This is a genomic window from Methyloversatilis sp. (genome assembly GCF_030696805.1).
Lineage (GTDB): Bacteria > Pseudomonadota > Gammaproteobacteria > Burkholderiales > Rhodocyclaceae > Methyloversatilis.
Genome location: NZ_JAUYRO010000092.1, coordinates 87,771 through 106,771 on the forward strand (window position 1 = coordinate 87,771; position 19,001 = coordinate 106,771).

Consider the following 19,001-nt stretch of genomic DNA (forward strand, 5'->3'; position numbering starts at 1 on the left):
CACCCGAGCACACCCGCCGCCCCATGAACTTCATACTGGATTTCGCGTCGCCCAGCCGGCTGCCCCGGCGTCTGGTGTTTGGCCCACCGGTGGAAATCGTGCGGGCTGAAACGGCCGCTGAAGTCAGGCCGGCACTGCAGCGGGTCGCGCAGGCTGCGCGCGACGGTCTGCATGCGACCGGTTTCGTGGCTTACGAAGCGGCGCCGGCGTTCGACCGCGCCGCCCGCGTTCTGGCGGGCAATACATTGCCGCTGGTGTGGTTCGGCCTGCACGAGGCGCCGCTTGACGCCCCGCCGCATGCGCCGGGCGCCTTTTCGGTGTCCGAGTGGACGCTGGACACCCCGCGCGAGCGCTATGAACAGTGCATCGAGGCCATCCATGCCGCGATCCGGCGCGGTGACGCGTACCAGATGAACTACACCATCCGCGCGCTGGCGTCGTTCGAAGGCGATGCGCAAGCTTTTTACGAGCGCCTGCGGGTCGCCCAGCAGGCAGACTTCTGCGCCTATGCCGACATCGGCAGCCACCGTATCCTGTCCGCCTCGCCCGAGCTGTTCTTTTCCTGGCAGGACGGTGTGCTCACGACGCGACCGATGAAAGGCACGGCGCGCCGTGGCCAGCTGCCGCGCGAGGATGCAGAACTGGCGCGCTGGCTGCGCGATTCGGAAAAGAACCGCGCCGAAAACCTGATGATCGTGGACCTGCTGCGCAACGACCTGTCGCGGCTGTCGATGCCGGGCGGCGTGCAGGTGCCGCACCTGTTCTCGATCGAAAATTACCCGACCGTGCTGCAGATGACCTCGACCATCACCGCGCGCACGCGCCCTGAAGTGACGATAGAGGATGTGTTTGCCGCCCTGTTTCCGTGCGGTTCGATCACCGGTGCGCCCAAGCTCAAGGCGATGGACATCATTTCGGATCTGGAAACCACGCCGCGCGAGGTCTATTGCGGCGCCATCGGTCATATCGCACCGGGCGGCGGCGCACAGTTCAACGTCGCGATCCGCACCGTCACGCTGGACGTTGCCAGCGGCCGGATGCGCTGCGGTCTGGGCGGCGGCATCACGTGGGATTCGGTGGCGGCCGACGAGTACGAGGAAGTGCGCACCAAGAGCCGTTTCCTGTCCCGTGCCGCCCGCAATTTCGATCTGCTCGAAACCTTGCTGCTTGAAGATGGCCAGTACGCGCTGCTCGAACGACATCTTTCACGGCTCGACGCGTCGGCCCGCTTCTTCGGCTTCGACGCCCCCGATGCGGCGCGTGCCGCACTCGAAGCCCACGCCCGTCGCCACCCGAAAGGCCGCTTCCGCGTGCGTCTGCTGTATGGCGCCGATGGCACGGTGCGGCTCGACAGCACGGTCGCCGGCAGCACCGGCACGCTCGCATGCAGCGTACGCCTGGCCGTTGAACCGGTGTCGCGCGCCGAACCTTTCCTGTATCACAAGACAACCCGTCGCTCGGTCTATGACGCCCACTTCTCGCACTGCGTCGGTTCCGCGTTCGATGTGCTGCTGTGGAACGACGCCGGCGAACTGACCGAATTCACGCGCGGCAATCTTGTGCTCGATATCGACGGCGAACAGCTGACCCCGCCGGTTGCCAGCGGTCTGCTCGATGGCACGCTCAGGCGCGACCTGGTGGACAGCGGCGTGCTGCGCGAACAAGTGCTCACGCACGCCGATCTTGCCCGGGCGCAACAGATATGGTTCATCAACAGCGTACGCGGCTGGATACCGGTCAGCCTCGACGTGAGCCCGGCCGACACCACGCCGGCCCCGGTGCCCGCCTACGCAGATCCGTTCGCCGGCGACCGTGGCGCGGCCTGAGGCAACGTTGCGTCGCCTGTTGCTGCTGTGCCTGACGCCCCTGATCGTCGGCTGCAACGGCAGCTTTTCGCCGCATTACTACTGGCAGGCGGCCAGCGGACAGTTCGAACTGTGGCGCCTGGCCAGACCGGTCGGACAGGTCGGCGCCGACCCTGCGACGCCGCACACCTTGCGCGAAAGGCTTGCGCTGGCGGCCGAAATCCGTGACTGGGCCAGCCGCGAGATGGCCCTGCCGGACAACGGCAGCTACCGTCGCTACGCCGATCTGGGGCGACCCTACGTCGTGTGGAACGTGTTCGCGGCCGATCCGCTGTCGGTCGAGCCGGCCCAGTCCTGCTTCCCCATCGCGGGCTGCGTCAGCTACCGGGGCTTCTTCAGCGAAGCCGACGCGCGGGCCTACGCCGAAGCACGCCGCGCTGAAGGCCTCGATGTACATGTCGGCGGCGTGCCGGCCTACTCGACACTCGGCTGGTTCGACGATCCGCTGCTGAACACCTTCATGCATTACCCGGAAACAGAACTGGTGCGGCTCATCGTGCATGAACTGTCGCACCAGATCGTCTATGTGCGCGACGACACCGAATTCAACGAATCCTTTGCCAGCGCAGTGGAAGAAGAAGGCGTCCGGCGCTGGCTGATGCGGCCGGGCAAGGAGGCGCTGCGCGCCGGTTTCGAACGCAACCAGCGCATCCGCGCCGATTTTTCCGCGCTGGTATTGAAGTACCGTGACGCACTGGATGAGGTCTATCGATCATCGTCGAGCGACGCCGAAAAACGGCAGGAAAAGGCCCGCCTGATCGACGCACTCGGCGATGAATACGCCCGCGTGCGCGAACGAGACTGGGGTGGCTTTCGCGGCTATGACCGATGGTTCGCACAGGACATCAACAACGCCACGCTCGCCTCGATCGGCTTGTACAGCGCGGCCAAACCGGCCTTCACGCGGTTGATCGACGCGTCGCCCGACCTGCCGGCGGTCTGGGCGACCTTGCGCGAACTGGCCGCATTGCCGCGCGACGAACGCCGCGCCCGCCTCGATCTGCCACCGGCAAAGGACCCGATCCGATGAATACCGACGACGCACGCCAACTGCAGGCGCTGATCCGGACCATTCCCGATTTCCCCTCGCCCGGCATTCTGTTTCGGGACGTAATGCCGCTGCTGGCCGACGCGCACGGCTTCTCGCTGGCACTCGAGGCGCTTGCCGAAGGCATCGCGCCGCACAGCATCGATCTGGTCGCCGCCATTGAAGCGCGGGGATTCCTGCTTGGCGGCGCCGTGGCGCAACGGCTCGGTTGCGGCCTGCTGCCGGTACGCAAACCGGGAAAGCTTCCCGGCCCGAACCATGGCATCGATTACGCGCTGGAATATGGCAGCGACCGGCTGGAAATGCAGGTCGGCGCCGTGCTGCCGGGCGCCCGGGTACTGGTGATTGATGACCTGATCGCCACCGGCGGCACGGCGCTGGCCTGCGGCGAACTGATCGCCCGGGCGGGCGGCGACATCAAGGGTTTCCGCTTCCTGATCGACCTGCCCGACCTCGGCGGCGCGGCCCGGCTCGTCGCCCGGGGCTGGGACGCCCGCGCGCTGCTTCGCTACTGAAGGGTGTTCAGAATACGTACTGAAGCGACGCGGACACGCTGCGCACGCGGTACTGGAAGAACTGGTTGTTCGACTCGCGTTCGTCGCGACGCACCTCGACATTGGCCGACAGATTGCGCTCGATCGCCCAGGTCGCGCCCACACTGTAGGTGGTCAGGTCTTCCTGACGCGACGGCCCGATCGCGCCGAGCGCCGTGAAGAAGGTATCGCCCTCGCCCTGGCGGGCAATCCACTGCGCCCGGCCATCAACGCGGATCTTGCCGGTGGCCTGCCAGACCGGCGCGATGGAGTAGGTGGTGGTGCGGAAATAGCTGGAAAAGTTGTCGTCCAGCGAGCTGATCTGGCGCTCGGCCTGAAAATTGACCGCAGTGTGCCCGGTCGGCTGCCATTCCCAGCCGAGCCGGCCATAGACATCGTCATAGTCACGTTGAGGCACGTTCTCGTGCTCCCGCTTCGACTGGCCGATGGCCCCCGACAGCCGCGAGTGACCGACCGGCTGCCAGCGCACGCGCGCCTCGATGTCCTTTTGCTTGTACGAATTGGTCTGGTTCAGGATGGGCAGGCGCTGCGGGTAGTCGCCGTCGCTGCGCCGGCCAAGCAGCTCGAATGCCGTGCCTCCGCGCGTGGTGTAGCGCACACCCGCTTCCATGCGCTCGATGTCGAGATCGTTGCGGCGCCTGATTTCCGTGCTGTTGCGCCACGAATCCTTGCTCACGCCGCCAAACAGCGACCAGTACGCGTCGATCTTGTACGCGCCGTCGAAACGCAGTGTTTCCGCATCGATGATGTTCTTGGTGAGCTCGGTTGAACGGAAGTCGCCGAAGCCACCGAGGGATTTGCGGTTGGTGTAGCGCAGGTTGCCCGAGAAGTCATTGCCGAGCTGCATCTGCCAGCCGGCGGCGATGTTCTGCCCTTCGTAGTCGAGCAGCGTCAGATCGTTGTAGCGCACGGCCGACTGCGAGGCGCTCGCGGTCAGTCGCTGGCGTCCGATCATCTTGTCGGCGGTAAAACCGAGGGTGGCGGTCCAGCTGTGATCGCCGCGCGGCGTGTTCGGACCGAAAGAGGTTGGCTCGAGCCCGTCGGGCAGATAGAACACGTTGTCCTGGTACTGCCAGGCACCGGACGTCACGAGGCTGAATACGTCACCTTCCCCTGCGAACGCACACAGCGGGAAGGTCAACATCAGCAGGCACTGCAGCGAGCGCGGAAGGAGCGAAAGGTTATTGTTCATTGCACTAAAATAGTATGGCTGCAGACTGTGACGCTTTCCTTGCCGACGCGCAAATCGTAAAAATTTAACAACTGCAGTCCGCTATTCTACGGCGACGCACCTCCCAAAGACCCTCCCAGCTTGAACTCATCGGTTTCAATCTCAATGCTCGCCAAGTTTGAGCGTAACACTTCCGTATTGCGGGCACCGCTAAGTCTTCCCGGAATGGTCGAGATGTTCCTCGACCCGCTGTCGCTCATCCTTTCGCTGATCGCATGCGCCCTGTACTTCGGCGACACGGTCGACGCGCGCTATGTCGTGCTGTCGCTGGTGGTGTTTTCGCTGTCGTTTCCGGGCTCGTCGCTGCTCAGCATGAGGCCGCGTCGTGTGGTCCGGCAGTGCGTCATCAACTGGATGCTGATCGCGTTCATCCTGCTGTTTTTCGGCTACGCGAGCCAGTACATCGAAAATTTTCCGATCGACGTCGTGGTCGCGTGGCTCGTGGCCGCGCCGGCGACCCAGCTGGTGGCCCACTTCACCGCACGCGCCTATCTGAAAAGGTCCGCCGCGCAGGTGGAAAACCAGACGCGGGTCATCATCGTCGGCTGCAACGACATCGGCGTGCAACTGGCTGAACAGTTTGCCTTCAACCCCTTCCTCGGCATCCATTGCCTCGGCTACTTCGATGACCGTTCGCCGGAGCGCATCACCCAGCTCAACGGTCATGCTCTGCTCGGGCGGCTCAGCGAGCTCGCCGCCTATGTGAAGGCCCATCGCATCGACCAGATCTATCTGGCGTTGCCGATGGCCAGCCAGCCGCGCATCCTCGCGTTGCTCGACGATCTGAAGGACACCACGGCCAGCGTGTTCTTCGCACCGGACATTTTCCTGACCGACCTGATCCAGGGCCGCATGGACTACGTTGCCGGCGTGCCGGTGGTAGCCGTGTGCGACACGCCATTCACCGGAATCAACGGTCTGGTCAAGCGCGGCAGCGACATGCTGCTTTCGTGTCTGATTCTGGTTCTGATCTCGCCTCTGCTTCTGGGCATTGCCATCGGCGTGAAGATGACTTCCCCTGGCCCGGTGCTGTTCCGGCAGCGCCGCTACGGTCTCGACGGCCGTGAAATCGTCGTCTACAAGTTTCGCTCGATGACGGTGCAGGACGACGGTGCAGTGGTGAAGCAGGCGACGCGAAACGATCAGCGCATCACGCAATTCGGCGGCTTCCTGCGCCGCACCTCACTCGACGAACTGCCCCAGTTCATCAATGTGGTGCAGGGGCGGATGAGCATCGTCGGGCCGCGTCCGCACGCCGTGGCGCACAACGAAACCTATCGCAAGCTGATCAAGGGCTATATGGTCCGCCACAAGGTCAAGCCGGGCATCACCGGCTGGGCGCAGGTCAATGGCTATCGCGGCGAAACCGAAACGGTGGACAAGATGCAGAAGCGCATCGAGTTCGACCTGGAATACCTGCGCAACTGGTCGATCGGCCTTGACCTGTGGATCATCGTCAAAACCGTCGCGGTGGTGTTCAAGGACCGCAATGCGTACTGAAGCAGTGAAGCGAACGCCGGTCATCCAGTGGCTTGCGATGGGGGTTGCCACCCTGATGATTGCCAGTCTGATCAGACTGGGCGAGACCGAACTCGCGGTCGGGCTGATTCCCAGCCCATGGGACAAGCTCGCCCACATGGCCACTTTCGGCACCATCGCATTTTCACTCTGGCTCGCGCTCGGCCAGCGCTGGCTCTACAGCTGCGCCGTCTTCGCATTCGCGATCGCGCTGTACGATGAATGGCGTCAACTGGCGCTGCCCGGCCGCGAAGCCGAGCTGGCTGACCTGCTTGCGAACGGCGTCGGCATCGTTCTCGCCGTGCTGCTTGCACGCTACATTGCGGCCAGAGGCATCCGGTCATGATGCGCCGGATGTTCGTGCTGCTGCTTGCCGGTCTGCCGCTGCTCACGCATGCGAATGGCTCGGAGTATCAGCTCAGGCTGGGCGATGGAACGACCTACCGGCTGCTTCAGCCGGAACTGTTGCGGGTCAGCGAAGTGGAACAGCGGGAAGCCAGGCGGCAGGCATTGAGCGGGTTGCCATTCGCCGCGCAGATCGAACAGGCGGCGGTGGCGGGCGGCATCGACCCGGAACTGCTGCATGCCGTCGTGCAGGCGGAATCTGCCTACAACCCGCACGCCGTGTCACCCAAGGGCGCGCTCGGTCTGGCTCAGATGATGCCGGCGACGGCGCGGGCCTATGGCGTGACCGACGCCCTGAAGCCGGTCGACAACCTTCGTGCGAGCGCACGCCACCTGCGCGACCTGCTTGATGATTTCGGTGACGTCGAACTGGCACTGTCTGCCTATAACGCCGGTGCCGGTGCGGTCCGCCGGCACGGCGGCATGCCGCCCTACGCGGAAACGCGGGCCTATGTGCCGCGTGTGAGCGATCGCTACGAAGCGCTCAAGCGCCTCGCGGCACCGCCCGAACCGGTCGTGCCACCCAGTCCCTACAAGCTGCGCGCCGACAGCAGCGAGATGCGCCTGATCCAGTCAGCCAACTGATGCACGCCAGTCTGCCGCCGGCGCTGGATGTCGCCATCGTGGGCGGGGGTCCGGCCGGCCTGATGGCCGCCGAAGTGCTGTCGGGCGCCGGCATCCGGGTCGACCTGTTCGACGGCAAGGCTTCGGTCGGTCGCAAGTTCCTGCTGGCCGGCAAGGGCGGGCTCAACCTCACGCACAGCGAAGCCCCATCGCAGTTCATCGAACGCTTCCGCGAGCGCAGCGACGACGTCGCGCGCTGGCTGGAAGGCTGCGACGCCGGTGCCTTGCGCGCCTGGTCGCACGGACTGGGCATTGACACCTTCATCGGCTCATCCGGCCGCGTCTTTCCGCGCGACCTGAAGGCCGCGCCGCTGCTGCGCGCCTGGCTGACACGTCTGCGCACGGCCGGCGTGCGCTTCCATATGCATCACCGCTGGACCGGCTGGGACGCCGACGGCCGGCTGTGTTTTCGCACGCCGGACGGTGATGTCGCGCGACCGGCCGCTGTCACGCTGCTCGCGCTGGGTGGCGCCAGCTGGCCGCAACTGGGTTCGGATGGCAGCTGGACCACGTTGCTCGAAAGCCGTGGCGTCGCGGTGTCGCCGCTGCGCGCGGCCAACTGCGGCTTCGACCTTGCATGGAGCAGCCATTTTGCAGAGCGGCATGCGGGCGTGCCGCTGAAAAATGTGCGTATCGGCTTCACCGACAGGAATGGCCGGACGATCTCGCGCAGCGGAGAATGCCTGGTCAGCGCCAGCGGTCTCGAAGGCAGCCTGATCTATGCGTTGTCTGCCGTGCTGCGCGAGCGGCTGGAGGCCGACGGCTTTGTCGATATTGCACTCGATCTGCTGCCGGCGCACGAGCCGGCGCGCGTGCTCGCCGAAGTCGCCCACCCGCGCGGCGCGCGCTCGCTGTCGTCGCATCTGGCCGGACGACTGGGCATCAACGGGGCGAAAGCCGGGCTGTTGTTCGAGGTACTCGACAAGGCGGCACTGAGCGATCCGGCGCGCATCGCGGCAACCGTCAAAGCCCTTCCGCTGCGCCTGACCGCCACCCGGCCGGTGGCCGAAGCCATCAGCACCGCGGGCGGCGTGACGCTGGAGTCGCTCGACGCCGACCTGATGCTCAAGGCGCTGCCCGGGGTGTTCTGTGCCGGCGAAATGCTCGACTGGGAAGCGCCGACCGGCGGCTATCTGCTCACCGCCAGCATGGCGAGCGGCCGCGTCGCGGCCGCCGGCATGCTCAAGCGGCTTGCCGCCGGGCACGGCCAGGCTGCCATCCAGGCCGCATTCAGGCCGAGTGATAACCCAGCACGCGCTCGACCTCGTTCTTCGAACCCAGGATGACCGGCACGCGCTGGTGCAGTTTTTCCGGCTGCACGTCCAGGATGCGCTGGTAGCCGGTCGTCGCCGCGCCGCCAGCCTGCTCGATCAGCATGGCCATCGGATTCGCTTCGTACATCAGGCGCAGCTTGCCCGGCTTGGTCGGGTCCTTCGTGTCCTTCGGGTACAGGAAAATGCCACCACGGGTCAGAATCCGATGCACGTCGGCCACCATCGACCCGACCCAGCGCATATTGAAGTCCATGCCCCGCACGCCGGTCTTGCCGGCGGTCAGTTCGTCGATGTAGCGCTTCACCGGTGCTTCCCACGACCGCGCATTCGATGCGTTGATCGCGTACTCCCTGGTGTCGTCCGGAATTCGCATGTTGGCGGTGGTCCTGACAAAACTGCCGGTTTCGCGGTCCAGCGTGAAGGCATGCACGCCCTCGCCCAGCGTCAGCACCAGCTGGGTAGCCGATCCGTACACCGCGTAGCCGGCCACGAGTTGGCGGGTACCGGGCTGCAGGAAGGCGCTTTCATCCACGGGTGCGGCACCGCCGTTGGCGAAATCCGGGCAGCGCAGCACCGAAAAGATGGTGCCGGTCGAAATGTTCACATCGATGTTCGACGAACCATCGAGCGGATCGAACAGCAGCAGGTACTCACCTTTCGGGTAGCGGTTCGGGATCTGGTGCGGCGCGTCCATTTCCTCCGACGCCATCGCTGCCAGGTGACCGCCCCACTCGTTCGCTTCGAGCAGGATTTCGTTGGCGATCACGTCGAGCTTCTTCTGTACCTCGCCCTGCACATTCTCGCCGCCCGCTTCACCGAGCGAGTTGGTGAGCCCGCCCTTGCCCACCGCGTTGCCGATCGCCTTGACGGCGCGCGCCACCACCTCGACCAGAAAGCGCAACTCGGCGCTGATGCGCTCGCCGTCGCGCTGTTGCTGGATCAGGAACTGGCTGAGGGTGATGCGGGACATGGGGTACGGCTCCGTAGGGTCAGAAAATCGATTATCGTGCACAGCACCATGAAACGCCTCGCACGATTTCACGCCGACTGCGGTTTCGATCGTATTTCCGGCCCCGCGACGGTGCTTACACAAGGAACCTGCAGCCTGCAACAGCAGTCCTGACGGTGTCCTCGAAAACCAGATCCGCATGCATATACTTGTTCTAGGTGCCGGCGTCGTCGGCATTACTACCGCCTGGTACCTGCGCCAGGCGGGTCATTCCGTCACAGTGGTCGACCGTCAGAGCCAGCCGGCCATGGAAACCAGTTTCGCCAACGGTGGGCAGATTTCGGTCAGCCACGCCGGCCCCTGGGCTACCCCGCAGGCGCCCGGCATCGGGCTGCGCGGCATGGGCCGCTCGACCGCGCCGGTGCGCTTCTCGCCGACCGTCAATCATCGCCAGTGGCGATGGATGGCTGCGTTCCTGCTGCAATGCCGCCCGGGGCGCGTGCGGGCCAACACCGATGCACTGGCGCAGCTGGCCATCCGCAGCCAGGTCGAACTCGGCCTGCTGCGACGCACCCTGCAGCTGGACTATGCGCACACCGAAAGCGGCATCCTGCATGTGTTCTTCAACCGCAAGGAACTGGCCCGGGCGCAGCAGCGCGCGCGCATCCTGCACAGGCACGGCATCCGGATCGATGTCTGCGATGCCGCGGGCTGCATCGACATCGAGCCCGCACTCGCATCGAGCACGCGCAACCTGATCGGCGGCCTGTTCGCGCCGAACGACGAATCGGGCGACGCCTGCGCCTTCACCCGTGCATTGGCGCAGTGCTGTGCCGACGCCGGTGTCGCTTTCCACTACGAAACCACGGCAGACAGCCTGGACATGCACGAAGGCAGGGTGCGCGGCGTGGCTGTCCGCGACGCGCGCGGCGTACGCGGGCTGCTGTGCGCGGACCAGATCGTGTGTTCGCTGGGCACGCACACCCGCGCGCTGGTCGAACAGCACGGCCCGCGCCCGGCGCTGTATCCGATCAAGGGCTATTCGATCACCTTTCCGGCCGGTCCGAATGCGCCACGCGTCAGCATCACCGATGAGGAGCACCGCATCGTGATGTCACGCCTTGGCGACACCATCCGCGTGGCCGGTCTGGCCGAGCTGGGCGGTCACACGGTCACCGTGGACGACGAAAGGGTGCGTCTGTTGACCGGTCTGACCCGCACGCTGTGCCCGGATGCCGGCGATATCGACGCAGCGCAGGCATGGGCCGGACTGCGCCCGTGCACGCCGGGCAATGTGCCGCTGATCGGCCGCAGCCGCATACCGGGTCTCTGGTACAACACCGGCCACGGCTCGCTCGGCTGGACGCTGGCCTGCGGCTCGGCACGCCTGCTTGCCGATCTCATCGACGGCGGCAGCTCGGACATCGAATTCCCCTACCTGACAGGCAAGCGTCACTGACGCGCCGGCACCCGACCGGACATTTCCCATGCGCGCAGCCTTCTACGACCAGACCGGCCCGGCCCGGCAGGTGCTGCAGGTGGCCGAGCTGCCCGATCCGGTCCCGGGCGCGGGCGAGCTGCGGGTCAGGCTGCAGTGGTCCGGCGTGAATCCGTCCGACGTGAAGGCGCGCGCCGGCCTGCGTGCCGGCGGCATGCCCTTCCCGCGCATCATTCCGCACAGTGACGGCATGGGCATCGTCGACGCGGTCGGGCCGGGCGTCAGTGCTTCGCGCATCGGCGAGCGGGTGTGGCTGTGGAACGCGGCATGGGGTCGCGCCTGCGGCACCGCGGCGCAGTTCATCACGCTGCCGCAGGCACAGGCAGTCGCACTGGCTGACTCGATCAGCGGCGAAGCGGGCGCCTGCCTTGGCATTCCGGCAACGACCGCGCTGCACGCCCTGTTGACGCACGGCGGCGTGGCAGGCAAATCGGTACTTGTGGCGGGCGGTGCGGGCGCGGTCGGTCGCTATGCCGTGCAGTTTGCAAAGCTGCTCGGCGCACGGCAGGTCATCACGACCGTCAGCAACGCGGCCAAGGCCGAACTTGCGCGCGACGCCGGTGCCGACCGGGTCATCGACTATCGCACCGAAGACGTCGCTGCGCAGGTGGCCGCCGCCACGGGTGGCCAAGGCGTAGACCGCATCGTCGAAGTCGACGTGGCCGCCAACGCCGTCATGGACATCGGACTGGTGCGCCCGGGCGGCGAATGGATCATATATGGCAGTGGAACGCCGCAGTTCGCGCTGCCGTTCTTCGCTTTGGCGGCGCGCAACATCACGCTGCGCGTGATTCTCGTCTACACGCTGGACGAGGCCGAGCGGCGCGCGGTGATCGACACCCTGACCCGGCTGCTGGCGACCGGCCGGGTGAGACACCACATCGCCGAACGCATGCCTCTGGCGCAGATCGCCGACGCGCACACGCGGATCGAACAGGGGCAAGTGGTCGGCAACATCGTGCTGGCGCTCGACTGAGCTTCAGGTACCCGGGCGCGCAGCCGTGCGCACAATGGATGTACGATGTTGTTGCGTTGCCCTGCACTTTCATGGGCACGCGACGGCAGCGCGACCCGACATGCAGACGGACATCAGCGTCGCCCTACTCTGGTGCTCCGGGAGGACGGAACATGACTTCGAATGTGACGTCGGTACGCCGATACGGCCTGGCGATCATTGTGGTCGCGTGCTGCCAGACCGCATCGGCGAGCGAAGCCGGTCAGACACCGTGCGACCTCGTCGATACCGCTGATCTCGCCGAAGTCGGCTTCGGCATCGTGCGTCTGCCAGCCACCGACGTACTGGATCTCTACAAGGGCCAGGCCGATGCGCCGGTCGATACCCACACCGAAATCTGCACTTTTCTCGCCGGGCGCAGCGGTGACCGCATGGGTCTGCAGCTGACGATCGAAACCTTCGGCGAGCGGGTGACACCGGCGCAGCTCAGCGCCTGGACCGCCCTCATCATGAAGGACGACCCGGCTTACTATTCATCGACCCGGGTCGGCGACGCCTATTGCGAAACCGGCGAATTCGACCTCATCGACGAGCGCACCGACGCGCGCGAAGGCACGCAGCACTTCGTGTCCTGTGACGCGCTCGAGCCATTGGGCAACCACCGCGTCAATCTGTACTTCCAGGCACCCGAATTCAAGGCACTGCTGCCGACGCTGGAAGAGGTGAAGGCGCTGCTCGACAAGGCGACCGGCAAGGTCAGGACACGCGGCGCAATCCGTATCTGACGCTGCGCGCACTGCACACGTGGCAAGGCCCTTGCGAACCAGGTACGCAAGGGCCGTCGTGGGCTACAGACCGCTGCGTCTTACTTCAGGCGCATGTCGTTCTTGACCGACTTGACGCCACCCACGCTGCGCGCCACTTCAACCGCTTTCGTGATGTCGGCTGCCGAATTGACGAAACCGCTGAGCTGGACCACGCCCTTGAAGGTTTCGACATTGATCTCGGCGACCTTGAGCGTCGCTTCGTTCAGGATGGCTGCCTTCACCTTCGTGGTGATGACACTGTCGTCCACATACTCGCCGGTGCCTTCCTGCTTGGAGGTGGCGGCGCAGCCTACAGCGCCGGCAAGTGCAACGGCCAGAAAGGCGGCCGACAGATATCGTTTGATGTCATGCATGAAAAACTCCTTTGGAAACGGCTGTACGAGCGCCTGACGTCGCTCGGCAAGGCGTCGCACGCTCGCGTTCGATGAACGAAACCAGCGGCTGGCGACCCTGTCTGTCAGGAAATGTCCGGCCATGCGAAACCGCCGACCGGAACATCATCAGCATGCGCGCGCCATAGTTGTGCGTCGGTGCGCTGGCGTACAGAATCAGGACGTCAGCGCCACGTCGGCGCTCAGGCGTTGCAGTCTTTCCGCCTCGACTCCACGGCGCAATGTGTCCAACAGCGACGTCGAACCCGAAAGCCCGGGTGCCGTGTCGTTGCTCGGACCGGGGTATCCGCGCGCGGCGTCGCCGAAGCCGGCTCTGTCCGGCATGGGTTCATCACCGGGCTCGGACATCAGCAACACCAGCACACTCGGCTTCACTTGCCGTATCCGTCTGAGTGTGTCGATGCCTTCGCCCTCACATAGCTCGGTGTCGAGCAGCACCACCTCGATTTCATCCCGGCGAAGGCACCGCAGCGCATCCGGCAGCGTTGTGACCCATTCGACGCGAAGGCATGAGGTAACCGGCCCTGCCAGCACGAGCCGGATCCGGCCGGCTCGCACCGCATCAGGTTCGAACAAAAGGATGGTGTGTCGTATTTCATTCATGATCATCTCTCCGCGAAAACGGAGTGCCTGCCAGATGCGGGTCAGCAGTCCGGTCCGGAATCATTCACCCGCCTTTGCATCGACACGGGGCAGTTCCATCGCGACCCGAAAGTTGCCTTCCCACACACAATGGATCGAGTCGCAGCGGAAGCGCTGTACCGATACGAAGCGACTGATCAGGCGGTCGACGAACCGTCGCCGGATGCGGCAGACCGTCGACGCGCAGCGCGGGCAAACACGCTTCAAGGCAGCCTGTCGGGAGTTCGGATGCTGTCTTCGTTCAGCTTTTCAAACTGTTCGATCTGACTTTCCGCCTCGTCCTTCGTAATGCCATACGCTTCCTGGATCCGGCCCGCCAGTTCGATGCGCTTGCCGGCAATCACGTCAAGCTGATCGTCGGTCAGCTTGCCCCATTGCGACTTGACCTTGCCCTTGAATTGTTTCCAGTTGCCTTCGGCGATATCCCAGTTCATTTCGTGTCCTTTCGGTTTGCAGTTTCAACCCGAACGTTGCAGGCAGGTCGCCTGCATCCGTTCCACGTGACAACAATGCTCAGCGGCGACGCATCAGAAGCGCCACCAGCAGCCCGGCCGCCGCGGCCACGCCGATCGCCTTCCACGGGTTTTCGCTGACATACACCCGCGTGTTGTCTGCTGCGCGGTGCACCTTGTCCGACACCGCATGCGCAGCGCGATCCAGGCCGGCACGGGCATCGGACAGGCGCGTTTCGATCTTCGTACGCGCCGCAGAAATTTCGCTCGCCGTGCTGTCGATCACCTGTTTGACCAAGGCATCGGCGTCGCCGACCACCGTTTTCACATCACTCACCAGCACATCCTTCTTGCCCTGGATGCCTGCCTCACCACCGTTGAAATCCGTATTCATCTTGCCTCCTTTGGAAAAGCGCAGTCAGCGGGCGGGCCGCAGCCCGGAAACCCGCCATCATGTTGAAAATCGGATGGAATCGCCGGGGTCTGACCGTCCTGCCGGTTGGGTTCCACCGCCAATGAAAACTGTGTGCCGCGCGGCAAACAGCGTCTGTTCGGCAGCGAACGTATCCGCCGCAATGTCGCCCTTCAGCGGACTGAAACGAGTGTGCGGCCGGTGGAAGTATCGCGGCCGGCATCCCGCCTCAATGCCTGATTACTTGTTGTCGTTCCGCGTCGCATCCTTGATGCTGTCGCCGGCTTGTTCGAGCTTGTCGCCCGCCTTTTCGGTTGCGTCACCGATCGCGTCCGAGGTATTGCCGACCGCGGCGTCCAGTTTCTTGCCAGCGGTTTCGGCCGGACCTTCCTTCTGACAGCCCGACAACACTGCAAGGAACAGACCGGCAACCATCACCGCACCCAGCTTTTGCGCATTCTTGTTCATTGACCACTCCGTCGTTCAACTGCATACCTGCCAGCGGTCATGCGGCGCTTTCCTTCGGGTCACGCCGCATGCCCCTGCAACCGGCCAAAGCTCGATGGCCAGCTTACTTCTTGATTTCGCGGCCGATCAGGCCACCCACTGCGGCTCCGCCGACCGTGCCGACCGCGCTGCCACCGGTCAGCACCGCACCGCCGACCGCACCCGCACCTGCGCCGATGGCGGTGTTGCGATCACGCGCCGACATGCCCGAGCAGGCGCTCAGGCCGACGAGCAGTGCAGCACAGAGGGCGATCCTTGCAACATTCGATTTCGTATTCATGGTGTGACCTCGTATCCGGGTATCGCGGCCGGTTGGCCGCGAGGTACTGCGTGCGCGACCGGCTTACTTGCCGGCGCGCATCTTTGCCGCATCGATGCAACGATCCTTCGCGTCGCCCGCCAGGCTGTCGCATTTTTCCTGCTCGACGTCATAGCGCGCGTCGACCTTGTCTTCCTTCGCTTCCTTGCGCGTCTCGGCGTTCTGTTCCGCCGCCTTCACGCGCGCATCACTCGTTGCTTCGCCTGCTGCGGCGTTGCTTTCCGACATCTTCAGCTGTGCCGTCGCATCGGCCTTGGCGCTTGTGCGCGCGGCCTTGGCCTCTTCGACGCAGACGTCCTTCGGGTTGCCGGCGAGGTCATCGCAACGTTCCTTCGAGACCATGTAGGCCGCATCGGCACGCGCCACACGCACGTTGTAGTCCGCCGTAGTGGATGGCGCACGTTTCGCTTCCAGAGTGGCCTTGGCGACCTTTTCAGCGCCCTTCGCTTCCGCCTCGCAGATGTCTTCGGCATTGCCGGACAGCGAATCACAGGCCTTCTTGGCTGCCTTGTAGTCAGATGTGATCTGCGCCTTGGCAGCCTTCTGCTCGGCCTTGGTCATCGTTTCGGCGATGACGCCCGTGCTGAAGGCAAGGCCGATGGCAAGCGCCAGCGCATGGGTACGGAGTGTGTTCATGGTTGTCCTCTTTTCGTGATTCGCCGTCACGTCGCAGGCGCGGCCGGAGCGGTCGCTGCATGGACGGACGCGGACGTGTGCAGTCCGTCCATTGCACGTTACGCAGTCGAAAAGATCTTGTCTGTCTGCTGACACACACAAGCTATGTACGTCACCGAGCAGACGTCTGCCAACCGCGGCCGCATGATGCATCCTGCATCTTGCGGTCTCGCTGCGTCGGCCAGGCACACCGGGCGCGCTTTCGTTCACCCATTCCTGAGAACGTAAAACCATGATCCCCGACAGCCGGGCCCTGATCTTCATCCTGGCAGCTGTCAGCTTCCTTCTCGTGACGCTCGAACTGCCCGCAGACAGCCGGCTGACGCTCGGCGCGTTCAGTCTGGGCAGCGGCGTCACCGCGCTGGCGCTGATGGCCAGTGCGGCGATACTTGGCGCACGGTGGCATTGGGTCGAAACAGCATTCGGCGGGCTGGATCGCGCCTATCGCACGCACAAGTGGCTGGGCATCTGGGCGCTGGTTTTTGCTTCGGCTCACCTCATGTTCAAGGCCGACGGCGACAACTGGACGAAGGCGGCCGTTTTCGCACTCGACCCGGCCATCGCAAGGCTTGCCCGACAGTCGGGTTTCGTCGCACTGATGCTGCTGGTCCTTCTGGCACTGAACCGGAACATTCCTTACAGCGTCTGGCGGTGGTGGCACAAGCTGGCCGGGCCGGCACTGCTGGTTGTCGTATTTCACGCCGTCAGCATCAAGTCGCCGATCGTCCTGGCCAGCCCGGCCGGTGTCTGGCTTGCGGGGCTGTGCGGCCTGGGCCTGGCCGCTGCGGCCTACAAACTTCTTTTGTATCCGCTGATGTCGCGTCATGCGGCGTATGAAATCGTCGCAGTCGAGCACGGCCCTGCGGCCGTGCAGCTCGATCTGCGACCGCTCGGGCAACCGATCCGGTTCGAGGCCGGGCAATTCGCATTCCTGTCGCTCAGCGAGGACGGACTGCGCGAACCGCATCCCTTCACCATCGCCTCCGGTAGCCGGCAGGACGGGCGGATCCAGTTCGTCATCCGGGCCCTGGGTGACTACACGCAGCGACTGGTCACGCAGGCAAGGACAGGCATGCACGCCGACCTGTATGCGCCATTCGGACGCTTCGAGCGCCTGCCCGACTCGCGCTGCGAAATCTGGATCGGCGGTGGCGTCGGCATTTCACCCTTTGTTGCGTGGCTGACCGATGCAGGCGGCAAGCACTTCGACCGCGTCAGCCTGTTCTACTTCTGCAGCCCAGGCCGCGATTTCCCCGATGTGGACAGCTTGCGCGGGCAAGCGTCGGAACGCGGCGCAGCATTCTTCCCCATCAAGGGGGGTGGCGCCGACCCGGAGTTCGGTTATGCACTCGATGCGCTCCTGCGCGCAAATCGGCCGGAGACCATCGATATCAGTTTCTGCGGTCCGAAAGGCCTGTTGCAGACAGTCCGGACCCGGATGCGCGAACGCGGCATCCCGGCCGGCAACATCCGCTACGAAATCTTCGAGTTCAGGTGATGCTGCAGGAAGAACCGCATCATCTGCCTCGATGCATCCGGTCCAGCCGCATCGGTATGAGGCTGCGTACCGTCGCCTCCGGTCCATGCGTGGCCGGCGCCGTGAATGATCCAGCGCTCGCCCTGGCTCACTCCTGACGAACCAAACAGGGCGGAACGGGTGTAGCCGCGTTGCCCTTCGCTTGCAGGCGTGGCTTCGGACGTCGTGTGCTCCCTCGCCTGATCGTTGCCTGACTGACCCGATGCGGCATACAGCGCATCGGCATTCGACGGATGCACGGTGGTGTCCGCGTCGCCGTGGAACACGATGCGCGGCAGTTGCAGTGCACCGAGCTCGGTCGGCGACAGCAGGTCCGGCGGCAGCGTATCCGGTCCCGACGCCATGATGCGCATGGCCGATACGGCGTCGTGCGCGCGTCCGGCCGCAATGCCGGAGTGCACGCCCAGCGCGGCATACAACCCGGGATAGTCGCGCGCCAGCACGGCGGCCATCGCGCCACCGGCCGACATGCCGGCGATGTAGACGCGTGCCGGATCGATATCCTGATCCTGCATCACCCGACGCGTCAGGCGGGCGATCAGTGCCGCGTCACCGGCGCTGTTCGACACGTCCTGCAAGGCGTACCAGTTCCAGCAGCGCAGCGCATTCGCACCCATCGACTGTTCCGGGTACAGCACGACAACGCCCGAATCTTCCGCCACCTCGTTCATGCGCGTGCCGGCGGCAAACTCGGCGGCCCCCTGATTGCAGCCATGCAGCATGACCAGCAGCGGCGCCGGTCCCGCGGTGCGGAACGCGGGTTCATACAGCATGTAATGGCCGTCGACGCCCTCGACCCGCTGTCCAGCCCCGAATCGGCCGATCAACCGACCGACCCGCCGGCCGTCCGCTGCGGTCAGACCGCCGGAACCGTCGGCTACAGGCGCATCCGGTCGCGCGGGCGACGAACGGTGCAGATTGTCAGCGGTGCGCGCGGAGGCGACCCTGACCAGTTTCAGCAGCACGCCGCCCAGCCTTGTCAGACGGGCGCGCTGCCGTCGCCAGAAGGGTTGCCAGAGAGGCGCCGGGGGCGACCTGCGCCCGGCCCCGCTGGCGCGGCCGGATGCCGCATCGCCCGCCACCGGCGGGACGCGGCGCGCGATGCGCCGGCCAAGCAGATCAAGCTTGCGCTCGTAGGCGTCGTCATCCGGGTCGCACGATGCGAGTTCGTCCAGCAGGCGCCGGATGACCCGTCGTCGACGGGTGTGTTCGATCTGTGGGCTTGTTTGCATGACGGCTCCCGAGGCGGCGCAACGATGGCCCCGCCCCGACGGACGGCCGGAACGCGGGCGTGCGTCGCCAGTGCGGCCGGAATAT

General features: G+C 65.1%; 21 protein-coding genes. 11 read left to right on the forward strand and 10 right to left on the reverse strand.

The window, feature by feature from the left end; genetic code table 11:
* The first annotated feature begins 23 nt into the window (after positions 1 to 23).
* From pabB to Q8R75_RS14735, 3 genes are read left to right on the forward strand one after another with little or no spacing between them, the layout of a single operon-like run.
* Positions 24 to 1,826 carry an aminodeoxychorismate synthase component I gene (gene pabB, locus Q8R75_RS14725; RefSeq protein WP_305663779.1) on the forward strand — a complete coding sequence of 601 codons (1,803 nt, stop codon included), beginning with the start codon at positions 24 to 26 and terminating at the stop codon, positions 1,824 to 1,826.
* A gap of 7 nt (positions 1,827 to 1,833) precedes the next feature.
* Positions 1,834 to 2,895, forward strand: coding sequence for an aminopeptidase (locus Q8R75_RS14730; RefSeq protein ID WP_305613011.1), 1,062 nt, complete (start codon positions 1,834 to 1,836; stop codon positions 2,893 to 2,895).
* Positions 2,892 to 3,428 (forward strand): adenine phosphoribosyltransferase, encoded by a 537-nt coding sequence (locus Q8R75_RS14735; protein ID WP_305613009.1) that lies wholly within the window; start codon positions 2,892 to 2,894, stop codon positions 3,426 to 3,428. Before Q8R75_RS14730 ends, Q8R75_RS14735 begins: the two co-directional genes overlap by 4 nt.
* A gap of 7 nt (positions 3,429 to 3,435) precedes the next feature.
* On the opposite strand, the gene epsL is transcribed toward Q8R75_RS14735, so the two are convergent.
* On the reverse strand, positions 3,436 to 4,659 hold the full coding sequence (gene epsL / locus Q8R75_RS14740) for an XrtB/PEP-CTERM-associated polysaccharide biosynthesis outer membrane protein EpsL (protein ID WP_305626098.1): 1,224 nt from the start codon (positions 4,657 to 4,659) through the stop codon (positions 3,436 to 3,438).
* A gap of 204 nt (positions 4,660 to 4,863) precedes the next feature.
* Here epsL and Q8R75_RS14745 point away from each other — a divergent pair, with 204 nt between their 5' ends.
* The 4 genes from Q8R75_RS14745 to Q8R75_RS14760 are packed head-to-tail and all read left to right on the forward strand — an operon-like array spanning position 4,864 to position 8,531.
* On the forward strand, positions 4,864 to 6,198 hold the full coding sequence (locus Q8R75_RS14745) for an undecaprenyl-phosphate glucose phosphotransferase (protein WP_305663780.1): 1,335 nt from the start codon (positions 4,864 to 4,866) through the stop codon (positions 6,196 to 6,198).
* On the forward strand, positions 6,188 to 6,562 hold the full coding sequence (locus tag Q8R75_RS14750) for a VanZ family protein (protein WP_305613004.1): 375 nt from the start codon (positions 6,188 to 6,190) through the stop codon (positions 6,560 to 6,562). Before Q8R75_RS14745 ends, Q8R75_RS14750 begins: the two co-directional genes overlap by 11 nt.
* Positions 6,562 to 7,206: a lytic transglycosylase domain-containing protein gene (locus Q8R75_RS14755; protein ID WP_305613083.1), complete on the forward strand. Its 645-nt coding sequence runs from the start codon at positions 6,562 to 6,564 to the stop codon at positions 7,204 to 7,206. The genes Q8R75_RS14750 and Q8R75_RS14755 overlap by 1 nt, the downstream gene beginning before the upstream one ends.
* Positions 7,206 to 8,531 (forward strand): TIGR03862 family flavoprotein, encoded by a 1,326-nt coding sequence (locus Q8R75_RS14760; RefSeq protein WP_305613002.1) that lies wholly within the window; start codon positions 7,206 to 7,208, stop codon positions 8,529 to 8,531. Before Q8R75_RS14755 ends, Q8R75_RS14760 begins: the two co-directional genes overlap by 1 nt.
* On the opposite strand, the gene Q8R75_RS14765 is transcribed toward Q8R75_RS14760, so the two are convergent.
* Positions 8,476 to 9,489 (reverse strand): class 1 fructose-bisphosphatase, encoded by a 1,014-nt coding sequence (locus Q8R75_RS14765; protein WP_305613001.1) that lies wholly within the window; start codon positions 9,487 to 9,489, stop codon positions 8,476 to 8,478. The genes Q8R75_RS14760 and Q8R75_RS14765 overlap by 56 nt on opposite strands.
* Positions 9,490 to 9,667: 178 nt before the next feature.
* On the opposite strand from Q8R75_RS14765, the gene Q8R75_RS14770 reads away from it, so the two are divergent.
* The 3 genes from Q8R75_RS14770 (at position 9,668) to Q8R75_RS14780 (ending at position 12,706) form a co-directional block, all read left to right on the forward strand.
* Complete coding sequence (locus tag Q8R75_RS14770; protein ID WP_305613000.1) at positions 9,668 to 10,927, forward strand: D-amino acid dehydrogenase; 1,260 nt, start codon at positions 9,668 to 9,670, stop codon at positions 10,925 to 10,927.
* A 28-nt stretch (positions 10,928 to 10,955) separates the two neighbouring features.
* Complete coding sequence (locus Q8R75_RS14775) at positions 10,956 to 11,942, forward strand: NADPH:quinone reductase (RefSeq protein WP_305612997.1); 987 nt, start codon at positions 10,956 to 10,958, stop codon at positions 11,940 to 11,942.
* Positions 11,943 to 12,094: 152 nt separating this feature from the next.
* A complete protein-coding gene (locus tag Q8R75_RS14780) occupies positions 12,095 to 12,706 on the forward strand; it encodes a hypothetical protein (RefSeq protein WP_305612996.1) in 612 nt (203 codons plus the stop codon).
* A gap of 80 nt (positions 12,707 to 12,786) precedes the next feature.
* Here Q8R75_RS14780 and Q8R75_RS14785 read toward each other — a convergent pair whose 3' ends face one another.
* From Q8R75_RS14785 to Q8R75_RS14815, 7 genes are all read right to left on the reverse strand, one after another.
* A complete protein-coding gene (locus tag Q8R75_RS14785; protein WP_305612994.1) occupies positions 12,787 to 13,101 on the reverse strand; it encodes a BON domain-containing protein in 315 nt (104 codons plus the stop codon).
* A gap of 195 nt (positions 13,102 to 13,296) precedes the next feature.
* A complete protein-coding gene (locus Q8R75_RS14790) occupies positions 13,297 to 13,749 on the reverse strand; it encodes a response regulator (protein ID WP_305626101.1) in 453 nt (150 codons plus the stop codon).
* Between the two features lie 236 nt (positions 13,750 to 13,985).
* Positions 13,986 to 14,216: a CsbD family protein gene (locus Q8R75_RS14795; RefSeq protein ID WP_305612990.1), complete on the reverse strand. Its 231-nt coding sequence runs from the start codon at positions 14,214 to 14,216 to the stop codon at positions 13,986 to 13,988.
* A gap of 79 nt (positions 14,217 to 14,295) precedes the next feature.
* Positions 14,296 to 14,628 (reverse strand): DUF883 family protein, encoded by a 333-nt coding sequence (locus Q8R75_RS14800; RefSeq protein WP_305626102.1) that lies wholly within the window; start codon positions 14,626 to 14,628, stop codon positions 14,296 to 14,298.
* Between the two features lie 258 nt (positions 14,629 to 14,886).
* Positions 14,887 to 15,114, reverse strand: a complete 228-nt coding sequence (locus Q8R75_RS14805; protein WP_305612986.1) for a hypothetical protein — start codon at positions 15,112 to 15,114, stop codon at positions 14,887 to 14,889.
* A gap of 103 nt (positions 15,115 to 15,217) precedes the next feature.
* Positions 15,218 to 15,433: a glycine zipper 2TM domain-containing protein gene (locus Q8R75_RS14810; RefSeq protein WP_305626103.1), complete on the reverse strand. Its 216-nt coding sequence runs from the start codon at positions 15,431 to 15,433 to the stop codon at positions 15,218 to 15,220.
* Positions 15,434 to 15,496: 63 nt separating this feature from the next.
* A complete protein-coding gene (locus Q8R75_RS14815) occupies positions 15,497 to 16,108 on the reverse strand; it encodes a hypothetical protein (protein WP_305612983.1) in 612 nt (203 codons plus the stop codon).
* 271 nt (positions 16,109 to 16,379) lie between these two features.
* On the opposite strand from Q8R75_RS14815, the gene Q8R75_RS14820 reads away from it, so the two are divergent.
* Positions 16,380 to 17,645: a ferredoxin reductase family protein gene (locus Q8R75_RS14820; protein WP_305612981.1), complete on the forward strand. Its 1,266-nt coding sequence runs from the start codon at positions 16,380 to 16,382 to the stop codon at positions 17,643 to 17,645.
* On the opposite strand, the gene Q8R75_RS14825 is transcribed toward Q8R75_RS14820, so the two are convergent.
* A complete protein-coding gene (locus Q8R75_RS14825) occupies positions 17,621 to 18,916 on the reverse strand; it encodes a PHB depolymerase family esterase (RefSeq protein WP_305612979.1) in 1,296 nt (431 codons plus the stop codon). The two genes, Q8R75_RS14820 and Q8R75_RS14825, sit on opposite strands and share 25 nt — an antisense overlap.
* Positions 18,917 to 19,001 lie beyond the last annotated feature (85 nt).

Bases quoted from the DNA above. Each gene is read 5' to 3' on its own strand.
- pabB (WP_305663779.1), top strand. From the start codon at position 24: ATGAACTTCATACTGGATTTCGCGTCGCCCAGCCGGCTGCCCCGGCGT.
- Q8R75_RS14735 (WP_305613009.1), top strand. From the start codon at position 2,892: ATGAATACCGACGACGCACGCCAACTGCAGGCGCTGATCCGGACCATT.
- epsL (WP_305626098.1), bottom strand. From the start codon at position 4,659: ATGAACAATAACCTTTCGCTCCTTCCGCGCTCGCTGCAGTGCCTGCTG.
- Q8R75_RS14745 (WP_305663780.1), top strand. From the start codon at position 4,864: ATGGTCGAGATGTTCCTCGACCCGCTGTCGCTCATCCTTTCGCTGATC.
- Q8R75_RS14750 (WP_305613004.1), top strand. From the start codon at position 6,188: ATGCGTACTGAAGCAGTGAAGCGAACGCCGGTCATCCAGTGGCTTGCG.
- Q8R75_RS14755 (WP_305613083.1), top strand. From the start codon at position 6,562: ATGCGCCGGATGTTCGTGCTGCTGCTTGCCGGTCTGCCGCTGCTCACG.
- Q8R75_RS14760 (WP_305613002.1), top strand. From the start codon at position 7,206: ATGCACGCCAGTCTGCCGCCGGCGCTGGATGTCGCCATCGTGGGCGGG.
- Q8R75_RS14765 (WP_305613001.1), bottom strand. From the start codon at position 9,489: ATGTCCCGCATCACCCTCAGCCAGTTCCTGATCCAGCAACAGCGCGAC.
- Q8R75_RS14770 (WP_305613000.1), top strand. From the start codon at position 9,668: ATGCATATACTTGTTCTAGGTGCCGGCGTCGTCGGCATTACTACCGCC.
- Q8R75_RS14775 (WP_305612997.1), top strand. From the start codon at position 10,956: ATGCGCGCAGCCTTCTACGACCAGACCGGCCCGGCCCGGCAGGTGCTG.
- Q8R75_RS14780 (WP_305612996.1), top strand. From the start codon at position 12,095: ATGACTTCGAATGTGACGTCGGTACGCCGATACGGCCTGGCGATCATT.
- Q8R75_RS14785 (WP_305612994.1), bottom strand. From the start codon at position 13,101: ATGCATGACATCAAACGATATCTGTCGGCCGCCTTTCTGGCCGTTGCA.
- Q8R75_RS14790 (WP_305626101.1), bottom strand. From the start codon at position 13,749: ATGATCATGAATGAAATACGACACACCATCCTTTTGTTCGAACCTGAT.
- Q8R75_RS14795 (WP_305612990.1), bottom strand. From the start codon at position 14,216: ATGAACTGGGATATCGCCGAAGGCAACTGGAAACAATTCAAGGGCAAG.
- Q8R75_RS14800 (WP_305626102.1), bottom strand. From the start codon at position 14,628: ATGAATACGGATTTCAACGGTGGTGAGGCAGGCATCCAGGGCAAGAAG.
- Q8R75_RS14805 (WP_305612986.1), bottom strand. From the start codon at position 15,114: ATGAACAAGAATGCGCAAAAGCTGGGTGCGGTGATGGTTGCCGGTCTG.
- Q8R75_RS14810 (WP_305626103.1), bottom strand. From the start codon at position 15,433: ATGAATACGAAATCGAATGTTGCAAGGATCGCCCTCTGTGCTGCACTG.
- Q8R75_RS14815 (WP_305612983.1), bottom strand. From the start codon at position 16,108: ATGAACACACTCCGTACCCATGCGCTGGCGCTTGCCATCGGCCTTGCC.
- Q8R75_RS14820 (WP_305612981.1), top strand. From the start codon at position 16,380: ATGATCCCCGACAGCCGGGCCCTGATCTTCATCCTGGCAGCTGTCAGC.
- Q8R75_RS14825 (WP_305612979.1), bottom strand. From the start codon at position 18,916: ATGCAAACAAGCCCACAGATCGAACACACCCGTCGACGACGGGTCATC.